Source organism: Pantoea sp. USMM079 (assembly GCF_037153115.1).
Taxonomy (GTDB): Bacteria; Pseudomonadota; Gammaproteobacteria; order Enterobacterales; family Enterobacteriaceae; genus Pantoea; species Pantoea communis.
In genome coordinates this window covers 12,369-30,193 of record NZ_JBBCKX010000026.1, presented here as the reverse complement: position 1 = coordinate 30,193, position 17,825 = coordinate 12,369, and the positions used below count along the sequence as shown (strand labels likewise).

Here is a 17,825-nt window from a genome sequence, read left to right as displayed (position 1 = left end):
ATTTCCTACGCTTTGTAATGAACCTGCGGGATTTTCAGCAGAACTCACGTAGCGCGATCAATTGCAATGTCACTACTGGATGAGGATTGTTTGGTAGTAAATTACTCTTCAAGGTGGTTAATTTTGAAAGAATTTCGTTTATAAGAAATCGGCGGATAATTAATTCAAATGAAATGGTTCAGAAAAAAACAGATGCTCTGTCAGCCCGAATTACCGGGTGACAGCGTCACAGATGCGGAAAGTAAAGCCGGCCTTAACCCGGACAAAATCAGGTTTGATCATGTGCTTTCACTCGCGGCATCCCTGCCCTCAGCTGCGCGCCACAATCTGCTGCGTGCCCTGATAAGACCCATACAATCTGATTATCTACTCGCAGTAGGAGCAGAGGGACAGGATGCACGCCCGACCCTGGATGAAAAGCAGTTCTTTTTTCAGAGCCTGTTTGATTACATCAGTTTTGAGCAGCTGAACCATAAGAAACTGATGCCTGAAGAATACCCGCTGTCGCTGGTCTCAGACATGGTACTGCCGTGGCCGTGGAGCATGAACTGCTATAAGGGCTGCCTGAGTATAGGGAGTCGGCAGGGAAATCCCTGGCGATATGACAATTCCAATCATCACGTTGAACTCTGGCTGCCTTGGCGCATTGGCTTTGTAAAGGGCGGCAATCATTCGCTGGCCGCCGGGATACTGGCGGGTGAAGGAACGCTGCTCCCAGACCGGGTTTTTAACATGGATGATCTGCTGCGCCGGGTATCTACAGACGGTATCAGCTGGTTTGCCGACGGTAGGCAGATTGAGAGAGTGCGCGACTGGCGAACGGCAGCGTTTTACGAGCTTGGTAGGCTGATCAGCTGACAGCTGTCATCCCCTGCCTACAGATGTGCTGATTGCCTGGAAAACAAGAATAGTGGGCTGTGAAACAGCCCGGGAGAACGAAAATGGAAATTAAGGGTCTTCTGACGCCCGCTTTTACCGTTATGGGCGTCTGCCTGGCGGCACACTTTGCGCTGCGTAACGAGCACAGAAAGAAAGCACTTGAAATCGAAACGTCTCAGCTGGACCGGCTTTCAGTCCTGGTGCTCAGCTCTCTTGATAACTTTGCTCAGTACGTCGGGGCACTTGCGGGCATTATCGACGCACAGATAACTGTTTTGACTGAGCAGCTTCCTCCGCCTAACCGTGACAATGTAGAGATTTCTGTCGCAGAACTACATAATTGGTTAGATCAAATAGATTCGCACCCTGCGTGGGGGCTTGACCGGAGCGAGCTGCAAAAGGCCTCTCATGGCCTGAGGTTTCACCGGGAGGCGGACTGGGCACGCTGGCAGCAGATCGTTCCGCAGCTGCACCGTGAAATATACGCGTTTTTCATGATCACGCTTCCGGGTGAGGAAAACATTGAGCTCATGAGCCGCGGACGGACTGCTGCAAAGGGTAGAGCTTTTGCCGAGACTATGCGAATCCGCGTCAGTGAACTGCGCAGCTTACAGGAAGCCCTCTTATCCTCGATGAAAGACGACTTCAGTAAACTGCTCAGGCCTGAGCAGACAGCGACGTTCTGCTCTGTGACGAACGGTTTATGGCGCCGGATGCGCCGGCTCTTTGCCTGCCGCTTTTAACCCGGCGGAAGCGATCGCAGTACGGCGGCAGCTTCCGCACCTTCCCCGCTGAATGGCACCGCCAGTGTCGCCGCCACGTCAAGCGCAAACACCCGCGTATAAACTTCAATCGACCGAGCATCCTTATGCCCGGCCAGCGCCTGAATCACCTTCGGGGGCTGCCGGTGATAGAGCATGTGCATAATGTACGAATGCCGGAATGTGTGGGGCGTTACCGGAATGGAGAAGTGTACCCCGTCATTATTCGCCCGCTTTATGGCGGCCTTCAGCCAGTTGCGCATCGTCTCGTCGGTCGCAGCCCAGAGAGATTCTCGCCGCTTTGGCCGTTCCGTGGCAAACCATATGCGGACCTGATGCACATAGCCGGCGTCAGTAAGCGGCACCAGACGCACTGCATCTTTCGGTGGGCGCCCGCGCCGGCTTCTCACTTTCTCAGACAGTATGCGAACGAACGGACGTGGCCCGTCCAGCTCAAACGACTCAGGCGTCAGCGTGCAGGCCTCGCCGATGCGTGCGCCGGTGTTCCACAGCGTACTGAACAGAAAGTGATGCCTCCTGTCCGGCATATAATAAAGCAGCGCGCTCACTTCCGGCGCGAGTAAGTAGAAGGGCGTGACGCCGTTCGCGGTAGCCATGCGGCGCATAGCCACCGCAGTGGCAAAATCCGCGCCGGGCGCAAACGAAAGCGCGGTGACGCGTTCTGGTGAATTCTGCAGTACCGGAGGGTTCATTATCATGTAATTTTCACGCAGCGTTGCCTGGACATTTATCAGGCTATTTTCCCGCACCCGAGCGGCTGGAGCCAGATCAATAAATCGCGCAGACCGGATCCGATATTTGGTTTTACCCGCAGATTAGCGGGTTATCCCAACACCGTAAAGGATCGTTTTTTCGCAGTAAAATGGCGTCAGGCCTTGTGGCGCAGGGCCTCAGGCCCAGATCCATGCATTTGGTATAAACAGGGTAATCCCAAACCCCTCCCGAACCTCTCTACAAAGCCGTTACGTTTCAGTGGTACGCCGGTTAAGGCTGGCTTATGATTGAGCACACACAGCAAGTAGACTGCAGAACACGGAGAAAAATATAATGAAAGGCTCTGAGTGGAATAAATGGGATTTGCATATTCACAGTCCCATGACGTGGATGGCGAGTACATTTAAAGGTCCAGAAGATATTCCCGAATTTGTAAAAAAACTGGGAGAGTCGGGAATATCACTCATTGGACTAACAAACTATTTCTTTCTGGCAGAAAATGAGATTGAAAATATACGTGAGGAGATAGAAAAACAAGGGCTAAAAATTACTGTTTTGCCAAATGTTGAATTCCGTCTCGCACAACCAAATAAACAGGGTGACTGGATAAACATTCATTGCGTATTTTCTGAAAACATTTCAACCGCCAAAATAAATCAGGCATTATCAAACCTGACGATAGCCACAAAATCTGCCTCAGGCAAGCCTGTTTACTGTTCAGAGTTGAGTCTGAGAGAAAGTGGAAAAGGTATTGACGAAATTACTGTTAACTTCGAAACTCTTTGCGAACATATTTCCTCTCATTTTGAGCTCTTCCGCGAGGCCATTATAGCCGTCTGTCCGAATGGCTATGGTGGCTACAGGCCAAATGGCGGGGGGCGCTCTAAAGAAGTGGCAACACAAATAGACCGGGAGGGGCATATCATTCTCGACAGCTCAGAGGACTCTCTGCCTGTAAGGGAGTTTTTCCTGATGACAGATCGGTACCCCAGTGCGAATAAAAAACCGGTTTTCAGATGTTCAGATGCCCACGGCCTTGAGATAACAGGCACGAAATTCAGTTGGGTTAAAGCAAAGCCTACTTTTGAAGGCTTGCGTCAGACACTTCTTGAGCCAGAGGCACGCCTAAGACTTGGCGAAGACTGGCCACAACAGCGCATATCAAAAGTTCATTTCAGCAGAATAGAGCTAGAGGGTGAAATTTTTGAAGGTCAAGAAATCCGCTTCAAAAAACTATCAATTCCACTAAATGAGGATATGGTAGCTATTATTGGCGGCCGGGGTACCGGCAAGAGCCTCATTTTAGATGGCCTGCAGTCGCGGTTTACGCCATCACGTCCAGGAAACGTTCATGCACGTCCTGTATCGCCGCAACGACTCTCTGTCCAGCTAAGCAAAACAGACGGTGAGTTCCAGGAGTTTGACGGAACGGATAACTCATACAGCTATCTTCACGTTTCGCAGGGGGAAATAAAGGACTTGTGTCAGGAGCCAGGCAAAATCAGCGATGAGATAAAAAAAATGCTCCGTCTTCCTCCCCAGTCCTTCCCTGTTTCGCTCAGAAATGAGCTGGAAGCTAACCTGAGCGAATTCCGCAGTCTTTTTGATTTCTTTAATATAAAGAATGAAGATGGTAAGTTAATTAACAGGCCTGAATACCATACTGCAACGATTGCTGCGATACAGAAGCATATTGATACACTGACAAGCGAGAAAAATCGCGAACTCATCAAGGTCTTTCAGGAAAATGGTAAAAGCCTTTCTGATATCAGTTCCCAACAAAACTGGTTAAATAATTTCCTTAAGCAATTGTCAGACCATGAAAAAGAACTGAACGACCAGATTGATTTCATCAACGCGAAAGGCACAGAAGATAATTTAATACCGCATGTCAGCTTTGAGCCACAGATGAACGTTATCAATAATAAAATTATACTGGCAAAATCAGAATATGAAAGAAAAGCAGCTATAAATCAGAAAATTATTGGTGAGTTCCGGCAGCAGGGTATTGAGCAGGATATATCTGGACTTCTGGATAAAGTTACTGAATATCAGAAAATGATTAATCGTGCTGAAATCGAGCGAGAAGAGTCACAGCGCAAACTTGAAACAGGGAAGAAAAACTTAGAAAACAGGAAAGTGCTGACTGACTCTGTTTTGTCGCAAATCCGGCAGGAAAAGGAAATGGTGGATGCGGCTTTCAGTGCCCTTACTGAAGTTAAGGAGCATTACACTGCTGATCAGCAGTCTCTGGTAGAGGAAATCCTGCAGGACATCGGAATTTATGGTGAGGTGACGTTTGACAGGCAAGCGTTTTATGCTGGAGCCCTGAGATGCATGAACGGTGGAAAATTTCGCGCCTCACGGGAAGGTGAAACCCAGACCGACAAGCTTGCAGCGTTTTTCAATGTTCACACCGTTGAAGACTATATACGCCTGGTCAGCAATGAAAACATCATCAAGGTTCCGGATGACAAACAGAACATGACTGAGATATCTCTAAACAGTTTGTTGTGGAAGCAGGAATATTTCAACAGTGCGGGGCCTCACGAGCTTCTGGCTCACCTGTTCAGTCCGAACAAGATCTCTGCATATCTAGGCGTAAAGGCGCAGTTCACTTATAAAGGTAAGACAGTTGAAAAACTTTCTGCCGGTCAGAGAGGTACATTCTATGTCTGCCTGAAACTTGCTACCGATCCGTTTGGTTCACCGTTCGTGTTTGACCAGCCAGAGGACGATCTTGATAACGACTTTATCATGCACCATCTCGTCCCGTTGTTTCGTAAGATCAAACAATACAGGCAGGTCATCATTGTGACGCACAATGCCAATCTGGTAGTGAACTGCGACGCTGAGCAGGTTCTGGTAGCCAGCAACAATGACGAGGTCATCACCTACCGCTGTGGCGCGTTGGAGGCCGGAGAATTTTCGCATGGAAACACCATGCGTCAGGCCATCTGTAATGTGTTAGAAGGCGGGCATCTGGCGTTTGAGCAACGTGAACGTAAATACGGTTTGCTGAGACCGGCTCTATAACATTATCGGATGGCGGGCCGTAAAGTCAGCCCGTCATCCCGATACTGGACGATGCCTAAATTGATCAGAATCAGCATTTCAGAGTGAAATTACGGGGACGGATATGTCGGGTTTAAACGCCTGGTTGCAGGAAAAGGCTTCCGGGGAATATTTTCTTTTCATCAAGAGACTTTCAGCTAATGATACCGGGGCCACTGGCTCGCATCAGGTCGGGATCTATATTCCCGCAGAGATTGTGGCAATGTTGTTTCCCTCCATCAATCATACGCGGTCAGAAAATCCGGATACTTATCTGACGGCCACCATGTCTTCGCATGAGTGCCCTGAAAGAAAGGTCAGGGCCATTTATTACAACGGAAAATTTTTTGGTAAGACGCGAAATGAGAAAAGGATAACCCGATGGGGCGGCGACAGCCCTCTTCAGGATCCGGAGAATACCGGTGCATTGTCCATTCTCGCATTCAGAATAAATGAGTCGAATACTGATGCACAATCTGTCGATGTGTGGGTCTGTGCGTCGGCATCCGATGAAGATATCGTCGAGTCGGTGACGGGTCCGATAATCCCCGGAGTGTTCTATGCAGGTCACGGTAATGAAGTGTTGGGAGGATTTGCCTTAGCTTCAATAGCGGTAAAACATAAATATGTTCTGCCTGATGCGTGGTCATCACGCTTTCCTAGCGGCGCGGAAATCATTGGCTTTGCAGCCGGCCATTACGCTCCGGGCCTTACCGCTCCAGACCAGCAAATAATTGATCGCCGCAGGATTGAATATGAAATATTTCTTCTCGTAGAAGAGCTACACGTGCTGGAGATTATAAAGCAGGGTTTTTGTTCCGTAGATGCCTTTATATCCTTCGCAAATTCCGTGAGTAACCGGCGTAAATCGCGGGCAGGAAAATCTCTGGAACTGCACTTGGAAAAAATTTTCATGGAACATAGCCTGACAGCCTTTAGCTCACAGGCTGTCACGGAGGGTAACAAGAAGCCTGACTTTTTGTTCCCCTCAGAAGAAGCCTACCATGATACGGCATTCCCGGATCAGCACCTGCGCATGCTGGCCGTCAAGACGACCTGTAAGGACCGCTGGCGACAGGCGCTGAACGAAGCGAATCGCGTGAAAAACATTCACCTTTTTACGCTTCAGGAAGGCGTCTCGGTAGCTCAGTACGCCGAAATGCAACAGGAAGGCGTGCAACTAGTAGTGCCTGCGGCGCTGCACTCTAAATTTCCGAAAAGTGTCCAGGAAACGCTGATGACCCTTGATGAGTTTATCAGGGAACTGATTTCGTTATATTCTGAACTCGGCATAATCCCGGCCCGGCCTTAACGACCGGGCGTTAAAGCATTAATTCCGGGTTGTCTTCCCAACGGCCTGCAATATTAACGGTTCCAGCAACCTGGCTACTGCTTCAAATACCGGCACCACAACGGAGTTACCAAACTGACGGTAGGACTGAGTATCCGAAACCGGAATGCGGAAAGGTTTTCCGCCAGGAGCCTCAAAGCCCATCAGTCGGGCACACTCACGCGGCGTAAGTCGTCGTGGACGACGTTCCTGATTTTTTTCATCGCTGAAATTGGACTCGCCTATGGCCATGTCCCAGCCCCGGTTAATCAGGATCTCAGAGCCATCTTTATGGTAACGTGCAGAAAGGGTTCGGGCCACGCTATCAGGGTTCTCAGGATCAACAAGTCCGAAGCCGAAACCATTACCTTTTGCCGCATGTTTTTTTGCATAATTATACAGATACTCCCACAGGCGTGGCGTCAGGATGTACTTGGCATCCACCGCAGTTTCTAGGAGTTCCCCGAAGGCTGGCCTCTTCGTGGGGAAGAAACGGCTGATATCGCTCAGGCTGAATCCCTGATGAATGTTCAGGTCGCGCCGAAATCCAACCAGCACGATACGTTCACGGTGCTGAGGAAGGAAATTCTTTCCATCAATAACCTTAGGGTCACTTTTACCTGTCGCCGCCGCATCGGAGACTTCATAACCCAGTTCATCCAGCGCCTCCATAATCACCTTAAAGGTTTTGCCTTTATCATGACTCTTTAGGTTTTTAACGTTCTCAAGAACGAATATGGCCGGACGTTTAGCACGGATGATCCTTGCTACATCGAAAAACAGTGTTCCCTGCGCTTCACATTCAAAGCCGTGTGCGCGGCCGAGGGCGTTTTTCTTGCTGACGCCTGCAAGGCTGAATGGCTGGCACGGGAAACCGGCAAGCAGCACGTCATGGTCAGGAATACTGTTATCAATATTCCGGTAGGCCGATTCCTCACTGACTTCTGGCTGGTCACTTAAAGTAATCTCGCGAATGTCGTGATTGAATCGGTGAGCCTGTTCATCATTGTACCAGTTAGCTTTGTAGGTACGCACAGCGTCTTTGTTCCACTCGCTTGTGAACACGCACTGACCGCCAATCCCTTCAAAGCCCTTGCGTATGCCACCGATACCGGCAAAAAGGTCGATAAAACGGAAGCTGTAATTTGGGTGATGCGCCGGGGCTTCGGGCAACATTTTTTTGAGCAGGGACTCCTCGGTTGAAGTCAGGGATTTTGGGCTGCATTTACCGTTTACCCAGCGGTTGAGCGTCTCACGCGTCCACTCGTTCTTTCCAAGACTTCTCAGTAGTTCTGCGACGTATTTCTGATCGTAGATTTCAAGAACGCGTCCGATAAGCCTGCGGTCCTGCTCCTGACGCATGATGGATTCGGCTTCAGCCTGTTTAATCAGGTCCTGTGCGACGGCTTCAAATTCTGACATTTTTCCTCCTGGGCTTTATGAGTGAGAATGTATCACTCATTTAACCCCGTGGGAAAGAGTTTGTCTGTTTATTTATCCAGTATGTCTTATTGGTAAATTGCTCGCGCAATGGGAGTGCTTCGCTCAGACGATACTCATGTTAAACATGGGAGGGCATTGACGTCGTTCGACCCATGACATTTATGTATACTCAAATGTCATGTCGTTAGACACAAAAAAACCGCCTTGCGGGGGCGGTTTTTTCGGCAAGCTCAAAACTTAGGCCTGCTATACACAAATACTTGCGAGGTAAATGTGTACTGGTTTTACGGTGTGACTGAAAACTAGACAACACAATTGTCGTCTTTACTGACGCTTTCGTCAATAGGCAGAGAACTATGCTTCTTCGGAGGGACCATGCTGGACAACTAGATTGATAAATTTTGTTTGTAAGTTTAAGAGTCCTTCGTATAATCATTTCGCCGAGTTTTTTTAGTAAAACTCATCGTTTTGTTAGTAAGCACAGCTCTGTAAATCTAAATCCCGTTGTTAGGGATGTAGTATCGAATGTTAGTCCGATCGACCATTGTGAAATGGCCTTTATGGCCAGAAGTAGATGAGGGATTTTTTCCTTGATTACTACACTAATCGTCAACCACCTAAGAGGATGCCTTTATGTCAAATATCACATATCGTGCTGCCCCTTTTAGCGAGGGGCTTGCACGCTAAATTAAGCGCGCATCTTCAAGCCTTAAATATGGCTTGTAATGCGAACGATAAATTCGGATTTCCGCCCGGCGGGGGGATAGGGTTTTGGAACCATAATTGAGCTGTGACTGAAAACTAGACCGTGTTTAGTCTAATGTGGGGGGGGATCAATGCCCCTATCCTACCCTCTCTACAAGCTCGCCTGTTCGGGAGTAATAGAGATGAGTAAGAAAAAAAGTAAAATCAGTAGTTTTTTGGGCAATATTGGCAAAGTAAGCATGTTCATTACTGTCATGTTGAATGTCTCGCAGCAGTTTCAAGACCCAGAGAAAGCAGAGATGCATTTTAAGGGAAACCATCTTTTCAATGTGACCGTCATCCATGGTGACGTGATTAACGGAAATGTGACGATCACTGCACCAACTACTACGCTCGGTAAGTAAGAAGCAGCCCCCCCCTTTAGGGGGGGGGTCTGTTAACAGCGGGTTCCGCCCTCCCCCCTTCAAATGGGTTCCTTCAAAAAGTTATCCACCAATTCTGTGGATAAAACTCAGTTACGCCATTCCAAACACCAAATACCCCTTACATATCGATCTCTACTAATACATAAAATGTATCTTTTAGGTACAACTTAAGCAGACATTTAGAAACCCCTAAAAAACACCTATTAAATACTTAAAATGTACATTTTTAGTATAATTAACGTATTTCTATTGCAGAATACGAAGATAGTTGCTAAAGTCAAAACATACACAAAATGTACACTTTAAGGACTTTTATAGTATGAATGCACTTAACAATCCGTACTCAGGAAAAGTTATCATTGTCGCTATTAAAAAAGGCGGAACAGGCAAATCCTTACTCAGCATGAACATTGCTCCAGAGATAGATCCGGACATATTTTATGACACTGACACCACGCCAGCGGTTACGACCTTCAACAGCTTTCGTGATAAGCAGTGGAATGTTGTGCGTTTAACTGATGACATGGATAACGTTGTTGACCGGTTTATAGCTGAAGTATTAGATGCTAAAGAGAAAGGCCTTAGTGTCTTGGTAGATTGTGGAGGTTTTGACTCTTCCTTAACCCGTGCGGCTGTCGCAATGGCTGATCTTATCCTTTCTCCATTAAACGATGACCCTTCAGATATTTTAGGGCTTCATGAATTTAGCAAAGTGCTTGAAGAAATATCTGCTGAGCTCGATGTGAAAAAAACAGCTCATGTCGTTATGAACAAAGTGCATGCTTCACGTCGAAATTTCACTGATATAGACAGCTATATCAGTCAGTTTGATAATCTGAAGAGAATGGATACTGCAATCCCTATGGATAAGGCTGCCCCGCTGAAGTTCGGAATGGGACTTGGTGTGGTGGAACATGTTTCGACTCGATACAGTAACTCAGGTAATGCAATGCGCTCACTGTTTCTTGACATGCGTAACGCTATTGAAAATGCATAGTTTAGATATATAATAGATACAATAAATGTACATTTTTAATACTTAAGGCGTATCAAATGGCTAACCCCAAACAAGACATGTTTAACCGCATCTCTAAACTGTCCAAAAATGCCCCTCTTCAGGAATCTGCAGGTGCAGTTAATTTTGCAACTTCTAAGCCAGATGAAAGTAATTCATCTGGCTTAGAACCAGCCCTGAGCAATGAGGACTCTCAGAGTCCTAAGCGCAAAGTCAAAGCTGTTCGCCGAGCTAAGAACGTACAAATCCCTGAAGATCTTTGGGATGCTTACGATGCACTCAAAGAGAAAAATGTAACTTCCTTATTAATGACCCCATACATATTGGAAGCATTTAGGGAGAAGTTAGCTCGCGATGGTGCATTCGACAAAAAATAAACGAACACTTAAAGGGTATTTAAAGTGTACATTTTAAATACCCTTTAAGTTCATTTTAGATTCTTTTTCAATACACTTTTGCTATGGGGATATCCTCCCAGCGTGTTGTCCATGCCTGCGAAAGCATCTCCCGCTTCATTTTCCATTCAGTGCTAACACCCTGACCTGCAAACCACACGTTACCGAGCCCAGACTGGTTAATACCGTCAAGTGCCTTCATAAGCAGCGCGCTATTTGCCCGTGGCCGTGCGTCATCGAAGAGATTGAGTTGGCTTACGCCGTTCGGAGTGAAGTCATCAAGCAAGATGCCGGCTTTCATGTACCGACGTCCATCCTGCCAGATACGGTCCAGAGACCTCATAGCCACCTCAATAATGTCCCGCGTGTCCTGGGTTGGAAGAGTGAGTTTCTCGCCGGCGTTGTTACCGTAAAAGACTTCATTCACCGCGTGCGGCGAAGTCCGAATGAAAACGCTGATGCGCCTGCAGAACTGCCGTTCGCCCCTAAGTTTCTCTGCCGCGCGCGTGGCGTACTGGCACAGCGCCTGCTGCATGGCAGCTTTTGAGGATATGCGCTCGCCAAAGGACCTGGAACAGCAAATCTGTTGTTTGGCCGGGGGTAGTTCCTCGATCGGAATGCAAGACTCGCCATTCAGTTCGCGCACGGTTCTTTCCAGCACCACGTTAAAATCTTTGCGGATGAGGGCAGGGTGCGCACGCGCAAGCTGCAGGGCGCTACTGATCCCCATTATGTTCAAGCGTTTGCCAATGCGCCGGCCGACGCCCCAAACTTCTTCCACGGGCTGATTCGCCAGCAATGTTTCAGTGCGTTTTGGATTGCCTGGCGTGAGTGCCAGCACGCCGCGAAACTGCTTCCACTCCTTGCTGGCCCACTGCGCGGATTTTGCCAGCGTTTTTGTTGGCCCCATGCCCACGCCTACGGTTAGACCCGTTGTAGCCTGCACATGCGAGCGCAAGCGCCGACCAAAATGTTCAAAGTCTTCGCATCCGTCAATGCCGGTCAGATCGAGGAACATCTCATCGATAGAATACTGTTCAACACGGGGAGTCATTTCCTCAAGCGCCGTCATCACTCTCGTGCTAAGACTATGATTTATGTGGAATACAAAAACAACTTCAGATTAAGGCCCTTCCATCTGACTAAAGTACGCGTGCAACAGGGATATCAGACCAGCGTGTCGTCCATGACGGGCTGAGCATCTCCCGCTTCATTTTCCATTCCGTATTAATTCCCTGTCCAGCGAACCACAAGTTCCCCAGCCCTGAGTGGTTGATCCCGTCGAGCACTTTCATCAGTTGCGTACTGTTCTTCCGTGGCTGAGTATCATCAAAGAGATTAAGCTGGCTGACGCCATCTGGCGTAAAGTCATCAAGCATGATGCCCGCCTTCATGTACCGGCGACCTTCCAGCCATATACGGTCAAGCGATCGCATGGCCGCTTCGATGATGTCCCGCGTATCCTGTGTGGGAAGGTTTAGCGTTTCGCCAGCGCTGTTACCGTAAAAGACCTCGTTAACTGCATGGGGGGAGGTTCGAACAAACACGCTGATACGCCTGCAGAACTGACGCTCGCCCCTGAGCTTTTCGGCGGCCCGCGTTGCGTACTGACAAAGCGCCTGCTGCATGAACACTTTTGAAGTAATGCGCTCCCCAAATGACCTTGAGCAGCAAATCTGCTGTTTAGCAGGAGGTAGCTCCTCGATCGGGATGCAAGATTCGCCGTTCAGCTCACGTACGGTTCGCTCCAGCACCACGTTAAAGTTCTTACGTATGAGGGCAGGGTGGGTACGTGCCAGCTGAAGGGCATTATTGATTCCCATCAGGTTGAGACGTTTGCCAATGCGCCGACCCACCCCCCAAATTTCCTCCACCGGCTGGTTTTCCAGAAGGGTAGCGGTTCGCTTAGGATTGCCAGCTGTCAGTGCAAGAACGCCCCGAAACTGCTTCCACTCCTTGCTTGCCCACTGCGCTGATTTTGCCAGTGTTTTGGTGGGTCCCATTCCCACACCTACAGTTAGACCTGTTGTATTCAAAACATGGGTTCTCAGTCGACGGCCAAAATGCTCAAAGTCTTCACAACCGTCAATGCCAGTCAGGTCCAGAAACATTTCGTCAATGCTGTACTGCTCAACGCGGGGCGTCAGCTCCTCCAAAGCGGTCATGACACGCTGGCTGAGATCATGGTAAAGCCCGTAGTTCGAACTGAAAATAAAGACCTTTTCAGGATAAATTTCCGATTTTATCTGAAACCATGGCGCCCCCATTTTAATACCCAGTGCTTTTGCACCCGCACTGCGTGCAATGACGCACCCGTCATTATTGCTGAGTACCACAACAGGTTTGCCACGTAAATCTGGACGGAACAGCGCCTCGCAGCTGGCATAAAATGAGTTAACGTCTGCAAGTCCGAACATATCCATGACTACCTCCTGCGGGCGCGTGTACTGTTAAAAAACCAGGTAACAACGCCAAGCAGCTGCAGCTCTTCTGGATAAATAATGGAGTAGGCGGGGTTCATGGGTAGCAATGCGAGCCTTGGCTGAAGCTGCAAACGCTTCACTGTGAACTCTCCGTTGACTTCAGCAATGACGATATCGCCGTGCGAGGCTTCTTCAGCGCGATCAACCACCATCACATCACCATCACAAAGTCCGAGCTCCTGCATACTGCTGCCACTTGCGCGCACAAAAAAAGTCGAGGCGCGGCGCCTTATACAGAGTTCATTCAGGTCTAGCTCTTTCTCTACGTAATCCTGAGCAGGGGAGGGGAATCCGGCAGCGCATGGATCAGCATAAAGGGGAACTCTAAGCGGAGGTGTGAATATGGGGGGCCAGAGTAGTGTAAGACCCTTGGTGTAACTTAGGCCCTTCATTTTTGACAACTCCGGCCACCTTGCGATGATTGGCATAGTAAAGAAGAATAACAGCGCATGAAAACCTCCGAACTAATACTGTTTATACATACAGTATCGGTGGGCTTCGAAACGCTGGCAAGTGGAGAAATGTGAATTATTCTAAAAAAAGGGCGCTGCTCAATACGATCAAATCCTTAGACGGCAATTTTACAAAAAAGATTCTTGTGTTCCTTTGGTCCGCTATGAGCGAAAAGCAGTCGCCTGCGGCCCTGTTAAGGCATCTTTGGTTATCTACAGACCTCTGGATTGAATTGTTTAAGATCTGAAGCAAGAGCAGGCGCAGCCGCGGCCATATCGTCCAGCAGCCAGCGGGATTCTACCGGGCCAAATGCGCCGGTCTGGCGCACAAGCTCTGACCGGCTGAACCCCCATAAAAAAGCAGTCCGCATCAGCGATGGCGTGCGCGCCAGCCTTGAGACCATCTCTGGTTTGAGTTCGTGCCCGAGGCTTTTAACCACGTTAAAGCCAATACCCCATGCTTTTTCGAGCTGCCTGGCTTCACGCCATGTCAGATTGAAATCTCGATTCCACGTGACCAGTGCAGCCAGAAATAGCGGGACGGCAAGCGCGACGTGGCTGCGCAGAAACGCATCCATTTCGGCTTCGTATTCAGCCGGGAGATTGGCCTGATGGAAAAGACTGACGAGTTCCTGATCGGTCAGCGTGGTGACCATACCCGGCCCGTCAGCACGAAAGTGCAGCCTCTGTTCGCTCAGGGAAGCCGCCATATTCGGAAACCCGAATGCAAAGCGGTCAGAGCCAACCACCGCCCGGTAAGGGTCACATCCGCGGAACGTATTAAACATGAACAGGACCTTTTTTGCGGAGCAGGCAGTCAGTTCCCCCAGAAGAGGCTCAATCTGATGTTCGGGGACGGTCACGATGACCAGGTCGTAGGCAATGTCCTTCAGAAGTGACGAGACCGTTTTCACCGGTGCGCAGTCACCCTGCGTGGTCATGATTGCTCCCTGACGCCGCAAATGTTCATAACGGGTTCCCCGTGCCACCATGGTGACGTCATGTCCCGCTTTACTCAGAGAAAAGGCTATTGCGCTGCCTATACGGCCTGCGCCTATCAGTGAAATTTTCATGGCAGAGAGTTTATCCCGCACGTTATTATCCGGATATGCACATTAAAGGAAATCTGCTTACCGGATATGGAAAGACTATCATGGGACGACCTGCGTATTCTTCTCGCCATCCAGCGCCACGGCAGCCTTCTGGCAGCCGGTAAGGCGCTGCGCATTTCGACATCGACGACCGCCCGGCGGCTGGATTCACTGGAGGCGGCTGCAGGCAGGCAGCTGGTTCACCGGCATCAGTCGGGGACCACGCTGAATCAGGAAGCGCTCAGGCTGGTTCATCTGGCAGACCAGTTTGAATCCGGTCTGGCCGCCCTGGAACGTGACCAGAACCAGATGGCCGGAACCATCCGGCTCAGCGCACCGGGAGGAATGGTGCCCACGCTGGCTGGCGCGTTGCTGAGCTTCCAGCGGGAGCATCCGCGCATCAGCATTGAACTGGTTGGGGAAAGCAGAGCGGCAGACGTGGCGTCGCGAGAGGCGGATATGGCTGTCCGGCTGATGGCTTCAGACTCGGGCAATCTGATTGAACATGTCTTGGGAGAACTGCGGTTTGGTTTGTTCGGTTGCCCGGATTACCTCAGTCGCCATCTGCCTTCAAGGCGTCTCTGTGAAAAGAAGGCGTCTGAGCTCAGTTTTGTTGGGCTGGAAGAAAAATGGAAGCATCTGCCGCATGAGCAATGGCTCAGAAAGCTCGGAGCAAAAAGCTTTGTTTTCCGTTCCGACTCCGTTGAGGCGCTGGCTGAAGCTGTCCGGTCCGGGGCCGGGCTGGGTGCCTTTGCGCTGACGGATCCGCGTATAACAGATCTTAAACCTGTTGAAACCGTCACTGAAGCCCCCGGCCAGCTCTGTTACCTGGTCTGGCATGCGGAACTGCGCGCTGTACCTCATGTCAGGGCCGCCGTGGAAGCCGTCAGGACTTATTTCAATCAACATCTGTAGCCAGCGCGGCCCCTACAGGGGCACGCCGGCCACACATGCTATGAGCACTACTTCGGAATACCGAAATGGTCCCGGAGCTTATTGATGCCTGTAAAATGCTCCTCCATCTCGTTGCGTCGCTGATCCGAAACGGTGCCGCCCATGCCATCAATGAGGCTGAAAAGCGGAGTAGGCAGGCCGGCCGCGCCCCACTGTCCTTCCGGGATCTCGGTGAGGTGAACCCAGATGCCGGTGCCGTCGTCAGACGGGTCGGTTTTCAGCTCCTTTCGTATATCCGCAGTGACTTCGGCAATGGCGCGCAGTTTAAGCTCCGTGTTCATAAAGCCTTCCGGCGCAATTATTCTGGCAAGGCACATCATCCGCCCCCGTCGATATGTTTCATCAAACCGGCCGCCGATAGCCCAGTCATCCGCTGACAAAACATGAAACCAGATCCAGTCCCTCGTGCAGGCGGCATCCGTCGGCCCGCCTATCTCAATGTTCAGCATGGTATCTGACAGTGCCTGCGCCAGTGTGGATTTTTGTCCGGCGGGAATGACTTCGCGTGTTGTGATCTCAATAAATGGCATAGCTGTACCTCCGGGTTGATAGCCCTGATCTCGTCAGGAAGTGGTGATGTCAGTGGTTCAGGCTGGCCTGCTTACCCCATCCTGCCCGCAGGGTCCACACTGTAAGGATGGCGCAATAGAGAAGGAGGCCGGCTGCGATGAGTGCGTATAGCCACTCGACTGAGCCGGCAAGGGGGAGGATGAACCAGCCTCCGGCAGCAACCAGCAGGAACCGTGCAATACCGCCGATAACGGGCCACAGTAGCGTGCCGGCTCCCTGATTGGCGAAATAAAGGGCAAAACCAAAACCATACAGGCCATAGAAAGGGGCGACGATGCGAAGGTAGGTTGAGCCGGCGGCGATCATTTCCGGGTCGGAGCCGAAGAGGTGGAGCCACAGCCCCGGCGCCAGCGCCGCTGTCAGGCCCATTATTTCAGCCATCAGGAAACAGATTCCGGCACCGGTTAAGGAGATAACGCGCGCCCGCTGGCCCTGACCTGCGCCCACGTTCATCCCGACCATGGACACCAGCGTCCCCCCGACGCCAAAAACAAGCGGCACCAGCAGATATTCGAGTCGTGCGCCCGTGCCGAAACCGGCAACGTCGGCCGGACCGAAACGATGGCCGATGAGCGCCGTCGCGGACGCTATCGTTGCGTTAGTCACCACAGAAGAAAGAGCGGCCAGTGCGCCAACGCGCATTATCTGGGTGAAAATGTGCCGGTGTATTGGCCCCCACCTGAAGCGCGCCGCGTTGCGGCCACTCAGAATATACCAGCCGAAAAAAAGTGTGCTGAAGAAGTAATAGACCAGCAGGGCCACACCGCCGCCGGCAACGCCAATTGCCGGTACAGGTCCAAAGCCAAAAATCAGCATAGGAGACAGCGGTACAAGAATCACAACGCCCCCGCAGATACCCACGGCGGGGATCATCAGGTTGCCCGTTCCCCTGATAACAGAGGCGAGGCCGTTCATCATCCAGAGCAGCGGCATACCTGCAAAAACAATGTTGGAATACGTCAGCGCCGCATGGAGGGACGCACCTTTTCCGCCGAGCAGCGCATAAATGTCTTTACCAAAGAGCAGAATAACCGCCGCACTGGCAAGGCCAAGCGTGCCGCAGAGCAACACCGCGTGCAGCACAATGGCATCAGCTTCATCATGACGGTTTGCGCCGATTGCCCGCGAAATAGCGGATGAAATCCCTCCGCCAAAGGCCCCGCCTGAAATAGTGTGCATCAGCATGAGTATCGGGAACACGATAGCCATCGCTGCGAGCACGTCAGTGCCCAGTCGGGACAGATACCAGGTTTCAATCAGCCCCGTGGAAGCCTGCGCGACCTGAATGATGACGTTTGGCCATGAAAGGCGGAACACCGTTGAAAAGATGTGCCCTTTTAAAAGCAGGGTACGCCGTAACATATGGGGATTATTCGGCGGAGGAGCCTCTTCTCCCGCCAACAGATTGTCTGCATCATTAGCGCTCATGGTGTCTCATTCTCCGGGCAGCACATAAAAAAATAATTGTCAGAATCAGCATCCTGCATTTGAGCTATTGGTAGGTCAATATAAATTTAATAATTTGACCTACCT

At 50.4% G+C, this 17,825-nt stretch carries 15 protein-coding genes and 1 pseudogene; 8 read left to right on the top strand and 8 right to left on the bottom strand.

Features of this window, described 5'->3' with window-relative positions; all coding sequences use genetic code 11:
• Positions 1–168: 168 nt before the first annotated feature.
• Both WFP70_RS22735 and WFP70_RS22730 read left to right on the top strand, forming a co-directional pair.
• Complete coding sequence (locus WFP70_RS22735) at positions 169–858, top strand: DUF6710 family protein (RefSeq protein ID WP_187495296.1); 690 nt, start codon at positions 169–171, stop codon at positions 856–858.
• Between the two features lie 83 nt (positions 859–941).
• Positions 942–1,622, top strand: coding sequence for a hypothetical protein (locus tag WFP70_RS22730; RefSeq protein ID WP_337024517.1), 681 nt, complete (start codon positions 942–944; stop codon positions 1,620–1,622).
• Here the strand turns inward: WFP70_RS22730 and WFP70_RS22725 are convergent.
• Positions 1,619–2,353 (bottom strand): tyrosine-type recombinase/integrase, encoded by a 735-nt coding sequence (locus tag WFP70_RS22725; protein WP_147790099.1) that lies wholly within the window; start codon positions 2,351–2,353, stop codon positions 1,619–1,621. The two genes, WFP70_RS22730 and WFP70_RS22725, sit on opposite strands and share 4 nt — an antisense overlap.
• Before the next feature lie 355 nt (positions 2,354–2,708).
• On the opposite strand from WFP70_RS22725, the gene WFP70_RS22720 reads away from it, so the two are divergent.
• Positions 2,709–5,411 carry a TrlF family AAA-like ATPase gene (locus WFP70_RS22720; protein WP_337024518.1) on the top strand — a complete coding sequence of 901 codons (2,703 nt, stop codon included), beginning with the start codon at positions 2,709–2,711 and terminating at the stop codon, positions 5,409–5,411.
• A gap of 103 nt (positions 5,412–5,514) precedes the next feature.
• A complete protein-coding gene (locus WFP70_RS22715) occupies positions 5,515–6,741 on the top strand; it encodes a type II restriction endonuclease (RefSeq protein WP_337024519.1) in 1,227 nt (408 codons plus the stop codon).
• Positions 6,742–6,759: 18 nt separating this feature from the next.
• On the opposite strand, the gene WFP70_RS22710 is transcribed toward WFP70_RS22715, so the two are convergent.
• Positions 6,760–8,181, bottom strand: a complete 1,422-nt coding sequence (locus WFP70_RS22710; RefSeq protein WP_187495292.1) for a DNA cytosine methyltransferase — start codon at positions 8,179–8,181, stop codon at positions 6,760–6,762.
• Between the two features lie 908 nt (positions 8,182–9,089).
• On the opposite strand from WFP70_RS22710, the gene WFP70_RS22705 reads away from it, so the two are divergent.
• The 3 genes from WFP70_RS22705 to WFP70_RS22695 all read left to right on the top strand — a co-directional run bounded on the left by WFP70_RS22705 (position 9,090) and on the right by WFP70_RS22695 (position 10,724).
• Positions 9,090–9,311 (top strand): hypothetical protein, encoded by a 222-nt coding sequence (locus WFP70_RS22705; RefSeq protein WP_337024520.1) that lies wholly within the window; start codon positions 9,090–9,092, stop codon positions 9,309–9,311.
• Positions 9,312–9,651: 340 nt separating this feature from the next.
• Complete coding sequence (locus WFP70_RS22700) at positions 9,652–10,329, top strand: ParA family protein (protein ID WP_337024521.1); 678 nt, start codon at positions 9,652–9,654, stop codon at positions 10,327–10,329.
• A 56-nt stretch (positions 10,330–10,385) separates the two neighbouring features.
• The gene (locus WFP70_RS22695) at positions 10,386–10,724 is read left to right on the top strand and encodes a molecular chaperone (RefSeq protein ID WP_337024522.1); all 339 of its coding nucleotides are present in this window, start codon (positions 10,386–10,388) and stop codon (positions 10,722–10,724) included.
• A 67-nt stretch (positions 10,725–10,791) separates the two neighbouring features.
• On the opposite strand, the pseudogene umuC (WFP70_RS22690) reads toward WFP70_RS22695, so the two are convergent.
• The 4 genes and pseudogenes from umuC (WFP70_RS22690) to WFP70_RS22675 form a co-directional block, all read right to left on the bottom strand.
• Positions 10,792–11,847, bottom strand: a pseudogene (gene umuC / locus WFP70_RS22690) (translesion error-prone DNA polymerase V subunit UmuC); the annotation flags it as partial.
• Positions 11,848–11,884: 37 nt separating this feature from the next.
• A complete protein-coding gene (gene umuC / locus WFP70_RS22685; protein ID WP_337024541.1) occupies positions 11,885–13,159 on the bottom strand; it encodes a translesion error-prone DNA polymerase V subunit UmuC in 1,275 nt (424 codons plus the stop codon).
• 8 nt (positions 13,160–13,167) lie between these two features.
• Positions 13,168–13,617, bottom strand: a complete 450-nt coding sequence (gene umuD / locus WFP70_RS22680) for a translesion error-prone DNA polymerase V autoproteolytic subunit (RefSeq protein WP_337024542.1) — start codon at positions 13,615–13,617, stop codon at positions 13,168–13,170.
• Between the two features lie 269 nt (positions 13,618–13,886).
• On the bottom strand, positions 13,887–14,750 hold the full coding sequence (locus tag WFP70_RS22675) for a ketopantoate reductase family protein (protein WP_337024523.1): 864 nt from the start codon (positions 14,748–14,750) through the stop codon (positions 13,887–13,889).
• A 66-nt stretch (positions 14,751–14,816) separates the two neighbouring features.
• Between WFP70_RS22675 and WFP70_RS22670 the strand changes: the two genes are divergently transcribed.
• The gene (locus WFP70_RS22670; protein WP_337024524.1) at positions 14,817–15,683 is read left to right on the top strand and encodes a LysR family transcriptional regulator; all 867 of its coding nucleotides are present in this window, start codon (positions 14,817–14,819) and stop codon (positions 15,681–15,683) included.
• Between the two features lie 47 nt (positions 15,684–15,730).
• Here the strand turns inward: WFP70_RS22670 and WFP70_RS22665 are convergent, their stop codons facing one another.
• Positions 15,731–16,252, bottom strand: coding sequence for a tautomerase family protein (locus WFP70_RS22665; RefSeq protein ID WP_337024525.1), 522 nt, complete (start codon positions 16,250–16,252; stop codon positions 15,731–15,733).
• A gap of 49 nt (positions 16,253–16,301) precedes the next feature.
• Positions 16,302–17,720 carry an MATE family efflux transporter gene (locus tag WFP70_RS22660; protein WP_337024526.1) on the bottom strand — a complete coding sequence of 473 codons (1,419 nt, stop codon included), beginning with the start codon at positions 17,718–17,720 and terminating at the stop codon, positions 16,302–16,304.
• Between the last annotated feature and the right edge of the window lie 105 nt (positions 17,721–17,825).